This is a genomic window from Corallincola luteus, from assembly GCF_004336975.1.
GTDB classification, from domain to species: Bacteria; Pseudomonadota; Gammaproteobacteria; order Enterobacterales; family Neiellaceae; genus Corallincola; species Corallincola holothuriorum.
Genome location: NZ_SJXE01000008.1, coordinates 67,692 through 88,680, shown reverse-complemented (window position 1 = coordinate 88,680; position 20,989 = coordinate 67,692). Strand labels below are relative to the sequence as shown.

Sequence of the window (20,989 nt, the reverse complement as noted above, 5' to 3'; positions counted from 1 at the left end):
ATTAAATTTATTTTCTATTGTTTAATTCTATTTCTAGATTTAATTAGACGGGCTTGGTATTGAAGGCTCAGGTTGACTAGGAATCACATAATCAGGCTTGTTGAAATCCTGAAGGTTATGAATATCTACTGTCGATGCAATCCATCCATCCTGGTTATCACTTTCCATGATAAACCCCCCTTTGGGTGTCGAAATATTGGCGAAAGAACCATTTTCTCCCACCGTGATTGTCACTGGGTAGCCTTCACCATATTGATCCTGCACCTGGCCTTTAATCGTTTTGTCGCCATTACTGTGGTACTCAATTTCGTCGGCACTTATTTCAAAATGTTCATTCACTTGTGGGATGTAGAACTCAAATTCATCACCAGTGTCGATCGCTGATAGAACATCTGGATTGACCTTTAGGTAGGTTCTGTCAACCGGCTCATTTTCTAGCGAGGCATAAGTCGATGGAACAGAGGTTTGTGTCTGCCAAAGTCTTGTCTCATCAACGTCTGGGCTGAGTTTTGGCGGCAACATTTCCATCTCTTGAGCAACCGAGTGGTGCGCTAAGTCAGTTGCTGATGTTTGTTGTTCTCCTTCATGTTGTGCTTCTCCAGCATCATTGATGAGTGTGGAGGATTGCAGCTCTGTTGACATATTTTGTTGCGGTTGAGCATCAGGAAACAGTGAATCTTTATAATTTATTAATAAGAATGATGTCAGCAATACAATTGACACCATTACGGTTATCAATTTGTCCATGAACCCCTCCAAAATAGTTATCTTAATTAGCGAGTTAAAAACATTGATTGTGTGTCAATTTATTGACACACTCTATCACCGGTACCTTTGTAATGTAAGGTTGTTTGGCATTAAAAATAGAAGTTAGTATTGTTTTTATATTTCTAAATCACTGCTTTGAGGGCGGCTGTTCAGAAGTTTTATGGTTGTTTCGTGAGTGAGCGTGTTTTTATTTTTCGTGGTTTTATTCGCGGCTAATTAATTAGATGAACGGAATTAAGTAAACATGAATTTAAATAGAGTTGTGCTTAACGTATTTGTGTCATTTTTGCTAATTAGCGTAGCTAATGTCGCTTTTGCCAGGCCCTCTACCTTTCTGCCTGCCGAAAAAGAGGTTTTTGCGATTGGGGACTTGCATGGCGATTACAGTGCCATGGTGTCCATATTGCGTGCAGCAAAGCTGATTGATGGCAGTAACAATTGGATTGGTGGTAGCAAAACACTGGTGCAAGTGGGTGACCAGCTAGATCGTGGCGACACTGAAAAGCAGATATTGGATCTGTTTGAAAATCTGATTGTTCAGGCACAACAAAGCGGCGGCCAAGTGCTTGTCCTTAACGGCAATCATGAAACCATGAACGTGGAGCTGGATTTTCGCTATGTAACGACAGGAGGCTTTCGCCAGTTTGAGGGCTACTACAACAACAGCATTACTGATTCTGATGTGGTTAGCTTGCCATCGAGCCAACGCGGCAGAGCTGTTGCCTTTAAGCCTGGAGGACCCTATGCCAAGGTGCTGTCGGAGCATAATGCCATTGTGATGGTTGGCCGTACCGTATTTGTGCATGGTGGCATTACTCCTTCCCATGCCCGTTACGGGATTGACAACATTAATGCTGAGATCAGTGAGTGGATGAAGGGGTACTCCCGCGAGCCGTCTTCCGTGGGCGGTTCGGGCCCTTTGTGGAATCGTGATTACGGTGACGACACCTTGTCTGCCAGTGATTGCCAGCAATTGAACGAGACTCTGAGTGCGCTAAATGCGTCGCGCATGGTGATCGCGCATACCCGTCAACGCAGTATTAATCAGGCTTGTGACGGAAAGGTATGGCGCGTTGATGTTGGTATGGCGAGTTATTATGGCGGTCGCCTGCAAGCGTTGAAAATTACCAATGATGACCTGATCCAAATCGTTAATCAGAACGGGTCTATTTCTGATACCGGATTTGGTGGAGGAGGTGGTAGCCAATGCGATCTACTTACAACGCCAAACGATCCCGTTGCCAGTAATGTCACAACTTCGTCGTTTACTGTTTCCTGGATTGGCGTGGCTGGCGCTGACTCCTATCTGATAAAGCGTTGGGATTCAGCCGCTGGAGAATGGGTAGATTACAAGACGGTGGCAGAGACCTCTTTGCAAGTCACGGGTGTGCAAGATGAGAAAGTCTATTTGACCGTGACAGCATTGAGCGATTGCGGCGAGCGAAGTGGCACTTCGGGCTACGTGACAATTACTATGCAGGTGGATGGTGGCCAATGTGAAGCGCTGGCAAAGCCAACCCCCCCCGTGGCGAGCAGTATCACTAGCAGTTCATATACCATTTCTTGGGATGGCGTGAGTGGTGCTGACAGATATTTAGTTAAGCGCTGGAACGAAGCAAAGGGGGCGTGGGAGGAGTTTACAACAACCACGGATACGAAAATCAGTGTGACTGACGAGCAGGAGTCCGTGGTTTACTTCAATGTGTCAGCGCTAAATAGTTGTGGTGAAGCGAGTACAGCCTCTTCGTATGTGACGGTGACGCTCACTGATGGGAGTGGCGGTGGCAGTGGAACCTGCCCAAGCGGATACACCCATTACAACGGTACGCTTAACGCGGATGGTAAAGCGAGCCCGGTGGACGGTGGTTATTACTATGCATCCAGTTATGGTACCCACGGCATGGAGAATATTGGCACCAGCTTGACGATGTCTTTCTATAAGTGGAAGAGCAGTCAGTGGGAGCTGAAACGTTCATCGACAACATCGCTCAGCTATACCAGCACCGAAGGGTATTACTACCCCTATCTGAGCGGTACCCCTGGCGCTACTTATGATATTTGTCTGAAGCGGCCATAAACCTAGCGTGAAAGTGCCATGTTTAGTAGCGTCCCTACTTTGAGGGACGCTACTTTCACGGAGTGTTGATGTCGTGGGGTATCCATACAATGGTTGTGGATTACGATATACAGATCATGCGTTGTTTGCTATATTCCTGCCCTTAATGAAGCGTTGAAGTAGTACAGGAGATATTGATGATTGTAGTTAAAACCCACCCGGTGAAGGCCGAGAAATAGTCAGCACTACAAACAAAGATCCGCGTCTATTTCCTTCTCCTTTGCCCGGTGTACTCTCACCGGGGTCAATGATTTTTCGTTTGCCCCAAGCATGATCTATCTGTGCTCACGCAACGTTGGTTTTGCGTGCGTAGGGAAAACAAATGAATTCTATAATTTCTCTCAACCTATTGGGTTGGCAACCTTTTTTTCAACAACAACTGACGTTAGACGAGTTTGAGCAGACAACCGTTGCTCGTGTTGTTGCCCACCACCGCAGTGAATATGTGGTGCGCACTGAACAGGCATTGAGCCGGATGCCGATTACTCCATCATTACCGCCAATGGCGCTGGGCGATTGGTTGCTGCTTGATGGTGACAATCGATTTTTGCGTCAGCTGGATCGTAAGTCGCTGTTCAAGCGCAAGTCTCCTGGCAGTAAGCTCGGTGAGCAGTTTATCGCTGCCAATGTTGATACGCTGTTTATTGTCTGCTCGCTAAATCAGGATTTTAACTTGAGCCGGATTGAGCGTTATTTAGCGCTTGCCCATGAGGCCGAAGTTGAACCCGTCGTCGTATTAACTAAGCAGGATCTTTGCGACGATGTGGATGAAAAACGACAAGCGATCCAAAGCTTAGACCCCCTGCTGCTGGTGGAATCGGTCAACGCGTTAGATTGTACAAGTTGCGAAGTGCTGTTGAGCTGGTGCCGACCGGGGCGCACGCTGTCGTTGTTGGGATCCTCCGGCGTGGGTAAATCGACGTTGATCAATACCTTATTGGGCAATGAGATCCAGGATACCGGATCTATTCGTGAGGATGACAGCAAGGGGCGGCACACGACTACGTCGCGTTCGATGCATTTTATGCCATCGGGGGCGGTTTTGATCGACACCCCGGGAATGCGTGAGTTGCAGTTAACGGCATGTGAGCAGGGGGTTAGTCAGACCTTTGCTGATATCGATGAGTTGGCGCAGCGGTGTCGATTTGGCGACTGTCAGCATACCGGTGAGCCTGGATGTGCGGTGCAACAAGCGATCGACCGTGGTGAATTGGCACCGCGGCGTTTGGCAAACTACTTCAAGTTGATGCGAGAGCAAGCGAGAAACAGCGCCTCTCTGGCAGAACAGCGGGCAAAAGATAAGGAGTTTGGCAAGATGGTGAAAGCGGTCATGTCTGAATCTCGGCACTATAAAAAAGGCTTATAGCCAAGATGGGCAGTGCTGGCTTTGTTCAGCACTGCCCAACTATTTTTAGGTTAATGAGGCCAGAGTCGTAGATCAGATAGGATTGGATATCTGGGTTGGTTAATTGCTTTTTTTGCTTCACTCGCATTAGCGTGTGTGCATATTGCTAATTATTTGCTTGCTCAGTAGACTTCATCCGTCTAACGGAGCTGTTGTCAAAATTGGTTCGTTTTTATCCCCGAGTAGATAAGGATGTCGTGTGAGATCATCGCTTCAAGTCGTCATGATGAGTGTCAGTGTGTTTTTTTTGGTTGCTTGTGCAAGCACGCAAAAAAGCGAAAAAGCGCAGTATGAAGAAACCCGTAAATCATTTAGTTATGTTAGCTTTCAGAAGCTCTCAAAGCACACTGTGGATCCCAGCTTGGAGCTTTACAACAAGAAGGTGAAAAGTGCTGAAGCAGATGAGGTTCATAAGGAACTGGTGCATTCGATGGCTTCGGTAGGATTAGCGCTAGGACAATATCCCGTGTTCTCGTTGGCTGAAGCAGAACTCGCGCGGAAGGCGGCGAGTGATGACCCTGGCAAGTATGTCGCTTACTCGGCATTTTCACTGGCACTCTACAGCAATGGGTGGGAAGGGTTGGGCGCAGAATATGCTGCTAAAGCACGTCTATTGGCCAATGGTGTTGAGCTGGACCGGAAATATCAGAAGTCTCGAATTACGGCAAAGGCGATCTTAGGCATGGTTGCAGTATCGCAAGGAGATGGGCCAGCGGCCGAAGCGTTGTTTGCTGAGCTGGCGGAAGAGTCAGGCCAAGAGTGGTTACCAATAGCAAGTCATGGGGCTGCAATTATTATTGATGGACCAAGCTTGCAGACCGTGGAAAAAATAGAGACCTTAGTTTCGCGCAGTGACATCCCATTTTCTGCAAAGCAAAAGTTGCTTGAACTGCAAATACTGGCTGATACCTATCAGGGAGAACAGAGGAAGGCAAAGGCTGAAGTGAGTGAGCTGATCACCAAATGGTCTTTAGATGCGTTGCGTGAGGTGGGGGACGCCAGCACAGCCTCATTGGTCGACTCCGTCGTCAAGCTAGCAGCCAAACAGTAGATTGTTGATATCAGTTATTTGAGTAGCCCTTGCAGGGAGTCGATCAAACCAATGCTAATTATCTGACAGATAGCACTTTATTTATGGATTGCTCAAGTTAGAGTGCGGGGTTGCTTTTACCTACGTTGGTTTATCACTTTCGCTATTGCAGGGAGCGCTCTATGAGTATGCTTGGCCTTCATTCGTTACTACGCGGTCTCCCCAGTGTGACCTTATCTGCCATCACTTTAACTATCACGGCCTGTTCCAGCGGAGGCTCCTCTTCGGTTGAAGGCCCATTGCAATCACAGTATATCGACGCGCAACAGCCGCAACTGTTGATCACTGGTGGGCAGGGGGATGTGATGGTGACATTATTGGATGATGATCTCCTTCATATCGCCTACCACAGTGAATTGTCTGCCGGACAACCTTACTTTTCGCCCATGCTGGCGCAGACACAGTTCGATGGGCCTGCCAGTCATCAATATGACCCCTCTTCTCAGACGTTAAGTACTGCCTTGTTGAGTGTGACATTAGAGAAGGGTTGTTTGCTGACCACCGATTTGAGTCAACCTGAGCCGATCACGTTAACCCGTCTTTGTCTGGCTGAAAGTGACGGTGACGAGCTTGAGCTGACACTGAGCCAGGAAAACTTTAGTCATATTTATGGTTTGGGCCAGAAGTTAGATACCAGTGACGACGGTGCGAATTGGCTCGGTGAGGAGCGTTTACCTGCAACCTCTACCGGTAACGCGATGACCTATTCCGATATCGCCGCATCGGGTGATACCCAAATCCCCGTGGCCTATGTGCTCGGGGAGGGGATGGATAACTACGGTCTGTTCTTCGATACACACTATCCGTTGTCGTTTGATTTCGAATCACCTCAATGGCAGGTGAGTAGTGAAGAGCCGTCGTTAGGCGTGTTCCTGTTTACCGGTGCCGACCTAAAACAGCTACGCAGTCGATACCTAGATCTGACTGGGCGCGCACCTGTGCCACCGTTGAAGGCTTTCGGCTTATGGGTTTCCGAATATGGCTATGACAATTGGCAAGAACTCGACAGTAAACTCGCTAGCCTGAAACAGGCGCAATTTCCCATCGATGGATTCGTGATGGATCTGCAATGGTTTGGCGGTATTGAGACCAGCTCTGAAGATACTCAGATGGGCTCGTTGACCTGGGATCGTGAAGCTTTTCCTGAGCCTGAGAAAAAAGTGGTAGCGCTGGCAGAACAAAATATTGCGCTGATACATATTGAAGAGAGCTATGTCGGTGCTGGTTTACCGGAGTACCAGCAGTTGGCAGAGAAGCGCCAGTTGGCGATGGATTGTGAAGCCCCTTGTACAACGCCCAGTAAGCTCAGCTCCAATCCCTGGTGGGGGATCGGTGGGATGATCGATTGGACCTCTTCGTCGGCGAGGGTTGATTGGCACAATGAGAAAAGGGTAGCGCTCATCGATGATGGATTTTTGGGTCATTGGACCGACTTAGGCGAGCCTGAACTCTATGATTACAGCAGTATTTACAGCGGACTTGAATGGTATGGCGAGTCGAGAACTGATCATCCCAGCGTACATAACCTGCTAAATTTCTATTGGAGTCAGGGCATTGCCGAGCAGACGGCTGCAAGCCATCCAGATCGCCGCCCTTGGATCCTCAGTCGTTCCGGTGCCGCAGGTAGTCAGCGCTTCGGTGTGGCGATGTGGTCGGGAGATGTCGCCAGCCGCTTTTTGGCTGTAGAAGCGCAGATGCCCGCACAGACCAACATGAGCCTGTCCGGATTTGACTACTATGGCTCGGACATTGGTGGATTTCATCGTGGCGGTACCTCTGGCAGGAATCTGGATACCCTTTATACCCGTTGGTTAGCGACCTCTGTGTTGATGGAGATCCCTTTACGCCCCCACACCGAAAACCTATGTAACTGTAAAGAGACGGCCCCGGATCGAGTCGGTGATCAGGTCAGTAATTTGGCCAATCTGCGTACCCGTTACCGCTTAACACCATATCTCTATAGCTTGGCTCACCACGCCACCTTAACCGGTGAGGCGATGTTCCCACCGCTGGTGTATCACTTCCAGCAAGATGCCAACGCGCGCGATGTCGACCAGACCAAAATGATTGGTGAGAGCTTGCTGTTCACTGCCATCACAGATAATGAAGATCAGGTGAATAGCTACCTGCCTGCAGGTTCATGGGTGAACTATTACGATCTTGCTGAGGTCACGCAATCGTCAGGAGCCGTGTTCCAACATTCGGTGACGGGCCCGTTGAGTGAGGGCGAAACCGTTGTCCGTGCGCCGCTGTTTATGCGTGCCGGTGCTATCGTGCCGACGCTGGGCGAAGACGTTGCCGATCTTGGTCGAGTGGCTGCAGCTGATATTCAATGGTTTGAAAATCTGCAGCTGAACGTTGTTGCCGATAGTCAGTCTCACCAGTTTTCCTTATATGAGGATGACGGCCTGACGCAGAGCTATCTAAATGATGGCCTCGCTGAAACCGTGATTGAGCTTGCGCCACAAGCCGACGGCTATCTGGTTACGCTGAGTCCCAATCAGGTTGCGAAGTCCTCCGCAGCACAAAGGCAGCTTAGTGTCACTTTTGTCACCCCCGAAGACACCATTAGTCAGGTCGAAGTGAATGGCGAAAAGTTGCCACAAGTGACCCCGCAGAGCGGTGATATCGGTTGGTATCTTCTCAAGGGTGGCTTAGTGGCGGTATTGGGCGAGGTGAGTGTTGGTGCAGAACAAGCGATTCGTTTTGTTCGTTAGATTGCTGACGGCTTAAAGTAGGCGAGCTTGGGCTCGCCTTTTTTATGCTCTCGATTTGTCAGGTTGCGTGATACCCGGTCTAGAACTGCCGCCTTACTATCGGGAAAGGCTGAAAATACCCTGTTAGATCAAATAAGTGTTCGAATAGGATTGAAGTTATGTAATTAGATTGTAAAAATTTTAATCGTAATGTTTATGATTATCATTTACTCAGGGTTTGGCCGGAATTATGCACGAACAAAATATCGCCCCGTGGCAACATTCTCATGATTTTGCAATGAAAAACGCCAAAGGTGAACGTCGAACCTTGTATGTGCTGATCTTGACAGCCATTACGATGGTGGCTGAAATCATTGCTGGCACTATTTCAGGGTCTATGGCGTTACTTGCTGACGGCTGGCATATGGCGACCCATGTGGCCGCATTTATGATTACGCTGTTTGCTTATCACTATGCGAGAAAGCATGCGAACGACCCTGCATTCTCCTTTGGTACCGGTAAAGTGAATGTACTAGGTGGTTTTGCCAGTGCGATTGCATTGGCTGTGGTTGCGCTACTGATGTTAGTGGAGTCGACACATCGTTTGATTGAGCCGCAAAGTATCAGTTTTGATGATGCGATTGCCGTTGCTGTCATCGGTTTATTGATAAATATTATTGGTGCTTTTTTGCTTAAAGATGAGCATAGCCATCATCATGACCACCACCATGATCATAATTTGCATGCTGCCTACATGCATGTACTGGCTGATGCTTTGACCTCTTTGCTGGCTATTTTCGCTTTATTGGCAGGGAAGTTTGCAGGACTGGATTGGCTTGACCCTGTCATGGGCATTGTTGGATCTGTCATTGTAACCCGTTGGGCGATTAGCTTACTCAAACAGACCAGCCCTATTTTGCTTGATAGAAATATCGAGCCTAGATTTCGTCAAAAAATTGTAGCCTCTATTGAAAGTGATGCTGATAACCGGGTGTCGGATATTCATATTTGGAAGATCGGTGCTAATCATTACTCTGCGATTATCGCAGTAGTTACTCATGAGCCTAAACCTATTGAGCACTACAGAGCTTTGTTAGCACCATTCCGTCAGCTTTCACATTTGACGATCGAGGTAAATCAGTGTCAGGAACACTAGGGGGTGTAACTCTTGGTGGAAAGCTCAGGCCCAATTGAATTAATCATCTGTTAGTTGCCTCAAAATGTGTTGTGTTGATTTTTCTTGATTATTTGAGGAAGAAATCTAAGTAAGTTCATAAACTTATGTTTGCGCCTGTCGCCATCGATAGCTACCTTTTATATATTGTTCAACGATGCATGTTGGTGAAGACAAATGGTGTCTCAAGCGGAAATTTTGGTACTTCTGCTCTGCTCTGGGCTGTTGGGGATGGTTTTTGCGTTTCGCTCTAGCCTAGCTCAGATCCCCTACTCACGATTGCTCCTAGGTTCACTTTTTGCGTTTGTCTTTGGTTCTGTATGTACCGCCGTTGAACACATATTTTGGTCAGGCTTTTTTAATATCCTCGAGCATATCGGCTTTTTGTTAAACGCCGTACTGATGGCTGCATGGTGTTTTCTTGCCACCGAAGAGGGTATGGCGAAGGATGCAGATGGATGATTGCAGCCATCGATTTTTTCGCCTCTGTATTCTCAGTTTTAGCCTTGGTCATGCTGAGTTTAAGGCATAAACGTGTTAAGCAAAAACGCGCGTTTTGGGCGCTATTTTCACTCATTGCTGTCACCACCTATATAAATTTTTTCAGTGCCATCGAGTGGTATGAATTGTGGTTTAAAGGTGTCGCGTTAAGTGATCATGGTAGAGAGCTCTTTCACGACTATTTTCAAGTTCTCCAGCCCGTGCTGTGGGGGCTTTTTCTCTACATATTCATTCAGACCGAGCAAGCGCGCCGGTTAAAAGCGGCTTATCAGCAAACGCGAGATGTGCTGACCAATATGCCGGTGATTTTGCGCGCCTATAACCATGCCGGTGAATTGATTGAGTGGAATAAAGCGGCAGAGCAGGTGAGTGGGTACGCCGCTGATGAGGTGATTGGGAATCGCGACATTACTAACGCTATCTTCCCTAGCGACGAATTGCCTCCTGCCATGGCTGCGACCCTCAGAGAGCTTTCAGACGGTGATGTGAATAGTTTGCTTTATCGCAAGGACAGCTCCAAACGTATTGTCTCCTGGTATTGCTTGCCACAAAACGCTGAGGTTATTCCTGAATGGCAGTCGTGGGACATTGGTGTTGATATCACCGAGCGATATGAGTCTCAGCAAGAGCTGATCAAACTGGCGACCACAGACCTACTGACCGGGCTACCGAACCGCTACCTATTACTCGACAAATTGAAAACCGTTTCTTCCCAAGCGGCAAAAAGTGGTCAGCAATGTGCGCTGGCGTTTGTGGATATTGATGATTTTCGTGCTTTGAACGATACCCTAGGGCACTCGTTGGGAGATGAAGCATTAAAATCATTTGCCGAGGTACTTCATGGTACCCATTGGTTCCGGGAGCAAATGGTTGCCCGAGCGTCGGGTGATGCTTTTGCGATTATTGTTCGGGGCTGTAATCAACACTATTTGATGGAAGGGTGTCAGCGCTTGCTTGATGCGTTGGGACAGCAGGAGTTTGATCTTGCCGGTAGTCATGTTCAATTAAGCGCGAGTATCGGATTGTGTCTGTTCCCAGACGAAGGCGTCAGTGCTGAAGAGATCATGAAAAATGCAGAGCTTGCTATGTATTCGGCCAAAGCTTCAGGGAAGCGCTGCTACGAATTCTTTTCTGACTCGTTGTATGTGGATCTGGTGTGGGAGCGGGAAACCAGCAAGCAACTGTTTACTGCGATTGAGGAGCAAGAATTCACGCTGAACTACCAACCGCAGATCTGCCTGCAAAGTGAGCAGGTAATGGGGTTTGAGGCACTGATTCGATGGCCTCGAAGTACGCCTGATCGCTTCATTCCGTTGGCTGAACGAAACGGAATGATCCACGGTATCTCTGAATTTGTTATGGTGACCGCTTGCGAGCAGCTAAAAAAATGGCAACAGCAGGGGTTGAATACCCGCATTGCCATCAACTTATCAGCGCTGCAATTTTATCAATCTCATCTTTGTGACAGCTATTCAAAAATCGCAGCCGAGAAAGGGGTCGATCCTTCGTTGATTGAGCTTGAGATCACCGAAGGCACGCTGATTAAAAATGTCGCACAGGCGATTGAAACCATCACCCAGTTTAACGCCCGTGGCTTTACCGTCTCTTTGGATGATTTTGGCACGGGGTACTCCTCTTTCGCCTATTTGAAATCTTTGCCGGTCAGCAAGATCAAAATTGACCGTTCATTTATCAAAGATATTCATGAAAGCGACGCGGAAGTCGCCATCGTGAATGGCATTATTAACTTAGCCCATAATCTAGGTATGCAAGTGCTCGCCGAAGGGGTTGAACTGCGTTCGCAGTTCGACCTATTGAGAGATCTTGAGTGTGATGCCATGCAAGGCTGGTTGTATGCGCCAGCAATGCCGCCTGATGACGTGACCCACTGGCTTAACGAAAAAGAGTTGGCTCTGATGCCGCTTTAATTGTCGGTGGCGCAAGGCAACGGAGAGCGTTTTTGTCCTCTGTTGTCGATAATTCTTTGTTAACGTCGCTTCTCTATTGGATTGTCGGTCGGTAGAATTAAGCCATCTTTCCGCAACGTGAATTAGCCCTTTGAGTACCTCTGCGCCCGCGAATACCGTTATTGTTCTGGATTTTGAAACCACAGGTCTTTCGCCGAATCAGGGTGACCGGGCGATTGAAATTGGTGCGGTGATGCTGGAAAAGGGGCAACCTGTGGCGCGTTTTCAGGAGTTGATGAACCCTGGGTTTCGCATCAGTCGGTTTATTGAAGATTACACGGGTATCAGCAACCAGATGCTTAAAGCCGCAGCTCCGTGTGAAGAGGTTATGACCCGTTTTTATGACTTTATCGGCGGACACAACCTCGTTGCCCATAACGCGTCATTTGATCAGCGCTTTCTTGATGCCGAATTCGCGCAAATAGGGTGCCGCTATAGCGGTGAGTTCAGCTGTTCAATGTTGCTTTCCCGACGGCTTTTTCCTGATGCACCTAACCATAAGCTAGGCAGCCTGGTGGCATATAAAAATATTGCCAACGACGGGGTGTTTCACCGAGCGTTGGCGGATTCAGAAATGACCGCCAAGTTGTGGAACTGCCTGCTTGAAGAGCTACAACAAAGCTACCAGTTGCACACGCCAAGTTTTAAATTGATGCAGCAGATCTGCAGTAAAAGCAAAGCGGCCGTGCCTAAATTTCTGCACGCACAGAACTAAGCGGATTGTGGTATAGACGCTGAATGCAGCTTTAACTGGCTTGCGCTTTTTATGTGTGGATTGCCAACCGAGTTCTATGCTGTTCGCGCTGGCGAGCTTTTCACTGTTTATCCCAATAGGGCGTACTGCCAAAGTGCGCTGCAAAATAATCGATAAATGCTCTGACTTTAGGTGCCAGCAGGCGTGAAGTGGGGTATACCGCCCAAATGGCGGTGCCTGATACTAGCGGGAAGTCACGGAGTATCGGCACTAACTCGCCTCTTTTAACGTGTTGATAGGCACACCAGCTGGAGCTGAATGCAATGCCCAGTCCGTTGGCACAAGCATCGCGTACGACTTCACCATTATCGGTACGTAAGGTCCCTTTGGTCTTAATCGTTTGCTTCCCTGTGGGGGTTTCAAATACCCAGCTCTCCAGTCCCATTAAGTTGATACATTCATGCTTTAGCAGCTCCTCCGGTGTGCTAGGTTCGCCATGTTTGGCAAGATAATCAGGGGATGCGTAGACACGGCGGGTATCTGGCGCCAGTTTTCTTGCTATCAGTGTCGAATCTTCGAGTTCGGCATTGCGAATGGCAATATCAAAGCCCCCTTCGACCAGATCGACGATGGTGTCTGAGAAACGAAAATCGACAGCAAGCTCTGGGTAGTCGATCAGAAACGTTTTAAGTGCTGGCATTAGGTGCATGCGACCAAAAGAGGCGGGGGCGGCGACGCGCAGTGTGCCTGTAGGAATAGCGCTGCCGCCACCGACGGCGGCGCGAGCTGCTTCAACGCTGGATAAAACTTCTTCGGCGTGGGGAAGAAACGCTTTGCCCTCCTCGGTCATCGACACTTTGCGTGTGGTGCGATGGACTAAACGCACCCCCAAACTTTGTTCAAGTTTACTGATGTGTGTGCTGGCGACGGCAGGAGATAGACCTAGCTCTTGGCCTGCGACACTGATATTGCGGGTGGCTGTGAGGCGAACAAAGAGCCGTAGATGTTCAATATTCATATCTGCTTTCTGTGTTGAGAGCCTAACTATTATCAATTAAATCTAAAAACTGATTACACAGTTGGCGTTATTTTCATTATCCACTTTAGTAACTAGAGTTGTAAAACACAACTCAACAGAGATCCATCCCAATGAAAGCAATGATAATTCGTCAAGCTGGTGGCCCAGAGGTATTTGAAGTGGCTGAACTGCCTAAACCAGAGCTTAAACCTGGCCATGTGCTGGTGCGCATAGCTGCGACCAGCGTTAATACAGTCGATACCATGATCCGCCAAATGGGAAGTGAGCTGCCATTGTCCCCCGAGGTGCCCGCCCTTTTAGGGATGGACCTTGCCGGTACCGTTGAAGCCGTGGGCGAGGGTGTCACGGAATACCGTGTCGGTGATGAGATTTACGGCTGTGTGGGTGGTTTAGCTGATCTGCCGGGCACCTTGGCCGAGTATGTGGTGGCTGATGCGCGCCTGATTGCTCATAAACCAAAAAATCTATCTATGCGCGAAGCGGCTGCGTTGCCGTTGGTGGGTATTACGGCTTACGAAGGCTTGATCCGAGCGGGAATCGCTAAAGGCCAAAAAGTGCTGGTGCATGGTGGCTCCGGTGGCGTCGGCCACGTGGCTTTGCAGCTGGCGCGCTATTTTGGCGCCGAAGTCTATGCGACAGGTGGCGGAGAGCAACAATCCGAACTGATTGAACAGCTAGGTGCAACAGCGATCAACTACAAAACTGAATCTGTCGCGGATTATGTCGCGAAGCATACTGCTGGTGCAGGGTTTGAATTGGTGTTTGACTCGGTGGGCGGGGCGAATATGGCCAACTCATTTGAAGCGGCAGCGCTGAATGGCCAAGTGGCTTCTACGGTCTCTATGGTGGAGCTGGACTTAACCACTGCACATTTCAAAGGGTTGTCGCTGCACGTGGTGTTCATGCTGATCCCCATGCTGCATGACTTTCATCGAGAAGCCCACGCCGATATTTTGCGTAAGTTGGCTGAGATCGCTGAGGCTGGCGGCTTGCGCCCAGTGCTGGACGAAAACCGATTCACGTTGGATCAAGTGGGCGATGCTCATGCCCGGTTGGCCAGTGGTCAGGGGATGGGCAAGGTTGTTGTCGAGGTTTAGGAGACAACTTAGGTGTGTCGGGACGTAATTTTTTGGCGCATAGCCGCGCTTAACCGTGTTTAGTTATTGTGGATCTTTTAATGAAAATCCCCAGCGAGTGCTGGGGACTTTGGTAGAACGAAGTGAGTTCGTTAATGTAGAGCTTAGTATGCTCTTGTTTCTGGTTCGTAAAAATTAATCCGGACAGAATACGGAATATCACTAACTTGAGCGGCCGGAGCCCCGCGGCGGAAAGCGTCGCCGTCATGGTATAGTGTTTCTTTTACGTAGTAGCGCTCACCCACCTTCGCCAGTACTTCCCAAGTGCGGAATTGGAATGAGTAGCAATCAACATCAGTGCGATGATCACACTGGCTCCATTCAACGAAAGAACCATCTTGCCAAATGTAGTTTCGCGAGGCTTGAAACAGACTTTCTTCGAAGTACCAGAGCATTGGTGCGCTCCAGTTGTGGGTTGCAGAAGGGCGATCGTAATTATTCGCTGAGCCTAGGCCTCCTTGTTCAAATTCAAAGAAGAACAGTGCATCAGAAGCTTGGTCTGAAGGTTCACTTAGGTTGAAGCCATGATTCCATTTCCCTGGAAAGATCGCTTGATGCCAGGGGGTATTCTCATCCTTTATCACGGCCATACCTTGGAAGTATTTGTGTCCCTCAGAGGCGCGATATTCGGCGGCAATGGCCATTGGCCCTGCGTCAACACCAACGTCACGGGCGTCGTAGAGTCGACGCCAAATAATCGTGAAGTCATTTTCGAACATCAAGACTAGCTCACCGTGGGTATCTATAATCCAATTAAAGTGTTCATCGTACTCAGGTATGTAGCCACTGGTGCCTTCTAAGAATTGATAGGTGACGACTGGCGCGTCCGATTCTAATAGCGGGTTACCATCAACACCGGGTCCATAAAAGCGGAAAGCGAACTCTCTTCCTGCAACTTCTGCGTCAGCCCACTTTTCCATATTATTTCGCTTGTAGGCGATTACAGGAGTCTCACGTTGTTCTATTTTTTCATCTAATGACAGGCCGTCTGCGTTGATACAAATTTGCGATGTGCTGTCTCTAAACAGTATATGTTGAACCCCGTACTCGATAAGCTTTAGTGGTTCAATGCTCTTCTCGGTGAGTGTTGTGGTGCATGTAAAGTGTGAGTTGTGCTCAGCGAAATAGACATTTTCTTCAACATGCACTGGCCAATTTGTCGTATCTATTAAAATACGTCCATCGTCAAATTGGTAAGGTGCGGTGGTGACCGTATCAAATCCGTAGCTTTCGAAAAGGCCGTTTCTTAGCCTGATCCGCTCCGTACCTAGAGATATACCTAAGCGAACGGTTCCAGGCGCACTACCAAGAGATAGGTAGTAATAGGTGTTGTCATCTAACACATTTTCTATTTCTTTGCGGGCGTTTTCGCGGATCTTTCTTTTCTTCTCGATGAAGTTTTCAACTGAAGCGTTGTCAGTTTTGTAAGCACTGATCCAACGAATAATATCGTCTAGGTGAGACTCATGAACACTGGTGCGTGAACCATCAATGGTAAAAGCTGCCGCAAGATCCCAAAGCAACTCCGTATCTATCCGTTTTAGTCGGTTTTGAAAGTCGAGCCATGTCCATGTGGTGTAGCTGAAATTGTTCGAATAGTAGCGCATGAGAAGTGAACTCAGCGACGTCGATAGGTAATCCTGATGGATTGTTTTAGCACGTTGGTATTGCGTACTTGTAGAGAAGCTAAACGCCGTGGGCTGGATTTCTTGAACCGGCAATAACTCTGACACAGCACCTATATTTGCCAGTTCTATATCGCTTTGCTCACCAGATCCTTTGGTTGTTAGGGTATAGACACGCTCCATCGAGCGCTTATCTATGTCGGTAGGAATACTAAATACCCCTTCTGAGTCGGTTGTTGATGACACGACAAGTGTCCCGATAGTGAGCACTACATTTGCGTTTAGTAACGGAGTATCGCCAGCCATACTGGTTCCAGAAACAATAACTTGTTCATGGGAGTCGAGGATGGTTACAGGCACCGAGATACTGTCTTCTTGGCCTTCGTTATTCGATATGTGAAGTTGAAACAGCAGTTCACTGTCCGCGGACACTTTAGGTGCTTCAAACTGTAAATGAGCTTTTTCTGAATTGGATAGTTCGACTTCAGGCCCAGACAATTGCGTCCATGAATAGATTGGGTTGGTGCCCACATTTTCTACTTCCGCAATCAATGATATCTGATCCACTTCATCGAATATTGCTGCTGAAATAGGAGTGATAGCAAGTTCTGGTATAGGTAGATCTTGCTCTGCAGATGAGCCTCCTCCGCCTCCACAACCAAATAAGAAAACAGGAGTGAAAAGGGCCCAAGGGGCTAAGTACTTAATTCGTGTTGAGCGTTGTTTCATGGTGTTTCGTACCTCAGGCCAAAATGAATGACCAACTGCTGGGTATCAATTTTCGGCGGATGCTGACATAACTTTGAGTTACTGACATACCTCCTTTTGGGTGGGTGAGAGGTTGCTCACCTTTTGAACAGGAGAATTGTTGCGACTGTGAGGGGTGTCGAATATTTTTACAGTTAATTGTGTGGCTGTATGGCTCAATAGGATTAATCATTTTGGTTTGTCATCACATCTTGATGTGAGTGATCACTTTTTATTTGCGCTATGTTGCACTTCGGTTGAGCTTGGTGCGAAATCTGTTCCAGAGTTGTACTGCAACAAAGTTCTGCCTTATCTGATATGCGATAGTGGCCGCTAGCCGCTAATTGACATACTGATACAAGGATGTGTTGTGATACAACGAATTACAGAACAGCGCCCTAAATATTCCCCACTTTTTATCTTGGCGACTTCTTTGCTGTTGGTTGCCTGTGGCGGTGGGGGAGGTGGATCTGATACTCCGGTTGACGATGCACCTGTTGCGATGGCTTTAAGCCTGAGCGCTGGTAAAACCGAGCTTAAAATGGGGGACACCAGTCAACTCGTGCTTAATGTTGCCTATGATGATGGTAGCAGTCAGCCTGTCTCCGCATCCGATCTGCAATGGCAATGTGTTTCATCGGCGGTGGAGATTGATCAAAATAACTTGCTCACTGCAAAACAATCTGGCACCACCGATTGCACGGCAAATTGGCAGCAGTTGAGTTTATTGGTGAGCTTTTCAGTCGCTGAAAGCTCTGTGGTGGTTGATCTGATCCGCACATCGCCCCTCGGTCCGCTGACGCTCACTGTGGGCGCACAACAAACAGTGGGTGTGTTCGCTCATTATTCTGATGATTCAAATACCCAAATTAGCTCAGGCTTAGTTTGGCAGTGTGACAGTGATGCCGTCTCAATGAGTGGGGAACGTACTGGTCAGGTTGGCCATGTGTTGACTGCCGTCGCGCCAGGCCAAGTAACTTGTAGTGTGCAATGGCAAGGATTAAGTACCGAGTTGCAGATTACTGTGCAACAAGTCAGTGAGGTGTCTGCTGAGCTTTCGCTCTCTTTCTTGGATCATCTCAAAGATTCAGATCAAGATCTGAGCCGTTTTACCGCCTGGGTGGAGCGTGCGGTGGCCGGCAACCCCGGTTATGGTTTTTCGCCTGTCGATGCCGTGTATCTCTATTACCTCACTGCAGATGAACGTTATATTCAGCACGCGATTACGCTGGTGGAGCAGCAGGTTTTAGACGCTGAAACCAAGATCGCTGAAGGCCAAAGACCGAAAGTCAGCTCCGACTCTTATCTTCATGTCGGTCGTTTTATCTCTGAGTTGGCGTACACCTATGCTTATGGCGGTGAGCTGCTGAGTGATGGTCAAAAGCTGCGTTGGCGCCAATATGCTGAACAGGCTGTGTGGAACGTTTGGCATCATAAAGAGGCTGAGTGGGGAGGACAGCCATTCCCATGGAGTGGCTGGGCGGTCACGCAACCGGGTAATAACTATCACTTCAGTTTCTTAAAAGCGACCATGACCTGGGGCTTGGCAGATAAAAATGAACACTGGCTAACGCTGTTAAAAGAACAAAAACTACCGACGTTAGTCGCCTACTTCGCAGACTTTGAGGGTGGCGGTAGTCGTGAAGGCACCGGCTATGGCGTCGCCCAAGGGAATTTGTTTGATCTGTACCGGATCTGGAAGGATGCCACGGGCATGGATTTAGCTGGACGGTCGCCCCATGCAAGACAAACGATTGATTACTGGATCCATGCCACCACGCCTACGTTGGATCAATTTTCTCCTATCGGTGATCAATCCAGAGTGTCATTTCCCCGTTTGTTTGATTACCACGAAAACCTGATACACCGTGCTGCTTCGCTTAATATTGGTTCGCCTGAGGCCAAGCGGGGTAAATGGTGGTTGGATAATAATTCGGTGACGGAGATTGTTTATGGCTTCAATTTGCACACCACACTACTAGCGCAAGAATCGGAACCGGTTGCCCCTACTGATTTGGTTTATCACTCAAAAGGTGCTGGTCACTTGTTTGTGAGATCCTCTTGGCAGCCCGATGCCACTTGGTTATCTGTTGTCGCAGGTATTTATGATGAGTCCCACGCTTCTCGAGACCAAGGCGCGTTCTCTCTGTTTAAAGACGAGTGGTTAGCTGTGACCCAGAATATCTGGTCCCACAGTGGTATTCATCAAGCCACCGAGGTGCATAACACCTTACGTTTTGTCGAAAATGGCGAAACGGTGCGCCAGAATCTGGATGCGGAATCCTCTATGGATTATCAAGTTGTGGGTGATACAACCACAATCCAGATGGAGCTGAGTCCCGTCTACGGTAAAAACAACAGCATTACATCGTGGCAGCGCGATATCACTTTTACTGCCGACGAAGTGATGGTGTTTGATCAGTGCGTGATTAGCAGTGATGTTGAAGCGATTTGGCAGATAAATCTGCCGGTTCAGCCAGAAATATTGGCGGATGGCTCCATTCAATCTGGGCAACTATTGATTACACCAATGGTGCCGGCTGCACCTGACATATCAGTAATTAACTGGGTTGATGTAAATGCGAGTGAGTATAAGAATGGTCACTATAAGCTGGAACTAAGCGGTGGCGATTGCCGTTACCAAGTGCGCTTAAATGTTTTATAGCTGGGGGATCACATAGTTGATCTTGGTGGCTGCCTGCGATGGGAGATGTTCCGACAACGATAAAACAACCAAGCCTGATCGATGGCTTGGTTGTTTTTTTGCGGCAGGCCAGTCGGATGTCCCGATCTTAGATTGTCGTTGCTGCATCGTTAACGGCATTCAGTTGTTGTTCTATAAATTGCCGCACTTCACCCTGTGATAGCAGCCCGACATTTGCGCCGCTGATCTTTCCATGGTTAAAAAACACTAGCGTAGGCATGGAACGTATTCTTAGCAGGCTGGCAAGATCCGGGTTCTCGTCAACATTCACCTTGATCAGCTTAACCGTGTCACGATATTCAACAGCGAGCTTTTCAAGTACTGGCGTAAACGCCTTACAGGGACCACACCAGGGAGCGTGAAAATCGACCAGAATAGCCGGTTCAGATTTCAGCAGCTCGGAAAAATCTTCTTCATTCACTTCTGTTAGGTATTGGTTCATGGGGCTTCCTTACTTATGGCAGCGTTAATGCATGTCAAAATAGCGGTAGAGGTCGTCACAACCGCCGACATGTTGTTCGTCAAAGAATATCTGCGGTACGGTGCGTCGCTGGCTCCGCTGACGCATCTCGGCCTGTAGTTTGATGTTATGGGTGATATCAAGTTCGTGATATGACAACCCTTTGTTTTGCAATAAGCGTTTAGCTGCCTTGCAGTAGGGGCAGTAATCTTTGGTGTAGAGGGTTATCTGGCGCATGGCTTGCTCCAAAGGTTTTAACTGTTGCTCTGCAACCCGGTCAAATCGTTGTAAAGACCGGATTGCCCGAAAGTACCGCGTGCTAACTAGCCTTTTTTAATCACATCCAAGTCATACCAAGGTGTCGGGTTGATTGGGCAGCGGAATCGCACTCCGTCTTCACCAATAGTGACGCGGCTTATACGGGTTTCGCCCGGCTCCAGAGGAAACATATCCAGTGTTTCTTTATCGGATAGGCGTTGGATCTGAAAGCCCACCAGCTTTTTTGCCTTGTTTGTAATGACGAACTCGTATTCGCCAGCTTTTAGTCCTGCGACCGTTTCTTCGGCAGAAAAATAGCCGCTGTATTCATCCAAGTGGATGACTGTGACGCCGTCATCACGGGTTATTGGAGTGTCTGCATTGGCAGCGGTAACTGCAGCAAAAGTGATGGCGATAACAGCCGTTGCGCGCTTCAGGATATTGATGAGTTTCATGGTCTATTCCTTTTATTCAGTTAGGTGATGAAAGTGGTTCAGTTAACTTTCGGAAGAGACTATAGTGTGACTATTGCGAATTAATAATGTCTAAAAGTTCGCCAAATGTAGCCATGAGTACGATTTTTGGTGGCTCCCCTAAATAAAAATTAGC

At 48.2% G+C, this 20,989-nt stretch carries 16 protein-coding genes; 10 read left to right on the top strand and 6 right to left on the bottom strand.

Going from position 1 to position 20,989, the window contains the following annotated elements; all coding sequences use genetic code 11:
* Positions 1-39 precede the first annotated feature (39 nt).
* A complete protein-coding gene (locus EZV61_RS14720; protein ID WP_131416551.1) occupies positions 40-747 on the bottom strand; it encodes a hypothetical protein in 708 nt (235 codons plus the stop codon).
* Positions 748-1,012: 265 nt separating this feature from the next.
* Here EZV61_RS14720 and EZV61_RS14715 point away from each other — a divergent pair, with 265 nt between their 5' ends.
* From EZV61_RS14715 to EZV61_RS14685, 8 genes are all read left to right on the top strand, one after another.
* Complete coding sequence (locus EZV61_RS14715) at positions 1,013-2,845, top strand: metallophosphoesterase (protein WP_131416549.1); 1,833 nt, start codon at positions 1,013-1,015, stop codon at positions 2,843-2,845.
* A 361-nt stretch (positions 2,846-3,206) separates the two neighbouring features.
* Positions 3,207-4,250, top strand: a complete 1,044-nt coding sequence (rsgA, locus tag EZV61_RS14710; protein ID WP_131416547.1) for a ribosome small subunit-dependent GTPase A — start codon at positions 3,207-3,209, stop codon at positions 4,248-4,250.
* A gap of 238 nt (positions 4,251-4,488) precedes the next feature.
* Positions 4,489-5,340: a hypothetical protein gene (locus tag EZV61_RS14705; RefSeq protein WP_131416545.1), complete on the top strand. Its 852-nt coding sequence runs from the start codon at positions 4,489-4,491 to the stop codon at positions 5,338-5,340.
* Between the two features lie 161 nt (positions 5,341-5,501).
* Positions 5,502-8,096, top strand: a complete 2,595-nt coding sequence (locus EZV61_RS14700; protein WP_131416543.1) for a TIM-barrel domain-containing protein — start codon at positions 5,502-5,504, stop codon at positions 8,094-8,096.
* A 277-nt stretch (positions 8,097-8,373) separates the two neighbouring features.
* Positions 8,374-9,231 carry a cation diffusion facilitator family transporter gene (locus tag EZV61_RS14695; protein ID WP_338068553.1) on the top strand — a complete coding sequence of 286 codons (858 nt, stop codon included), beginning with the start codon at positions 8,374-8,376 and terminating at the stop codon, positions 9,229-9,231.
* 195 nt (positions 9,232-9,426) lie between these two features.
* Positions 9,427-9,711, top strand: coding sequence for a hypothetical protein (locus tag EZV61_RS19455; protein WP_114339160.1), 285 nt, complete (start codon positions 9,427-9,429; stop codon positions 9,709-9,711).
* The gene (locus tag EZV61_RS14690; protein ID WP_165569623.1) at positions 9,708-11,678 is read left to right on the top strand and encodes a putative bifunctional diguanylate cyclase/phosphodiesterase; all 1,971 of its coding nucleotides are present in this window, start codon (positions 9,708-9,710) and stop codon (positions 11,676-11,678) included. Before EZV61_RS19455 ends, EZV61_RS14690 begins: the two co-directional genes overlap by 4 nt.
* Positions 11,679-11,808: 130 nt before the next feature.
* Positions 11,809-12,432 (top strand): 3'-5' exonuclease, encoded by a 624-nt coding sequence (locus EZV61_RS14685; protein WP_131416537.1) that lies wholly within the window; start codon positions 11,809-11,811, stop codon positions 12,430-12,432.
* Between the two features lie 100 nt (positions 12,433-12,532).
* Here EZV61_RS14685 and EZV61_RS14680 read toward each other — a convergent pair whose 3' ends face one another.
* Positions 12,533-13,429: a LysR family transcriptional regulator gene (locus EZV61_RS14680; RefSeq protein ID WP_131416534.1), complete on the bottom strand. Its 897-nt coding sequence runs from the start codon at positions 13,427-13,429 to the stop codon at positions 12,533-12,535.
* A gap of 131 nt (positions 13,430-13,560) precedes the next feature.
* Between EZV61_RS14680 and EZV61_RS14675 the strand changes: the two genes are divergently transcribed.
* Complete coding sequence (locus EZV61_RS14675; RefSeq protein ID WP_131416532.1) at positions 13,561-14,547, top strand: zinc-dependent alcohol dehydrogenase family protein; 987 nt, start codon at positions 13,561-13,563, stop codon at positions 14,545-14,547.
* Between the two features lie 143 nt (positions 14,548-14,690).
* Here the strand turns inward: EZV61_RS14675 and EZV61_RS14670 are convergent, their stop codons facing one another.
* On the bottom strand, positions 14,691-16,940 hold the full coding sequence (locus EZV61_RS14670) for a PKD domain-containing protein (RefSeq protein WP_131416530.1): 2,250 nt from the start codon (positions 16,938-16,940) through the stop codon (positions 14,691-14,693).
* Positions 16,941-17,328: 388 nt separating this feature from the next.
* On the opposite strand from EZV61_RS14670, the gene EZV61_RS14665 reads away from it, so the two are divergent.
* Positions 17,329-19,623: a hypothetical protein gene (locus tag EZV61_RS14665; protein ID WP_131416528.1), complete on the top strand. Its 2,295-nt coding sequence runs from the start codon at positions 17,329-17,331 to the stop codon at positions 19,621-19,623.
* A 127-nt stretch (positions 19,624-19,750) separates the two neighbouring features.
* On the opposite strand, the gene trxA is transcribed toward EZV61_RS14665, so the two are convergent.
* The 3 genes from trxA to EZV61_RS14650 all read right to left on the bottom strand — a co-directional run bounded on the left by trxA (position 19,751) and on the right by EZV61_RS14650 (position 20,835).
* Complete coding sequence (gene trxA / locus EZV61_RS14660) at positions 19,751-20,104, bottom strand: thioredoxin (protein ID WP_131416526.1); 354 nt, start codon at positions 20,102-20,104, stop codon at positions 19,751-19,753.
* Between the two features lie 24 nt (positions 20,105-20,128).
* Positions 20,129-20,359 (bottom strand): glutaredoxin 3, encoded by a 231-nt coding sequence (gene grxC / locus EZV61_RS14655; RefSeq protein WP_131416524.1) that lies wholly within the window; start codon positions 20,357-20,359, stop codon positions 20,129-20,131.
* Between the two features lie 86 nt (positions 20,360-20,445).
* The gene (locus EZV61_RS14650) at positions 20,446-20,835 is read right to left on the bottom strand and encodes a hypothetical protein (RefSeq protein ID WP_205695392.1); all 390 of its coding nucleotides are present in this window, start codon (positions 20,833-20,835) and stop codon (positions 20,446-20,448) included.
* Positions 20,836-20,989 lie beyond the last annotated feature (154 nt).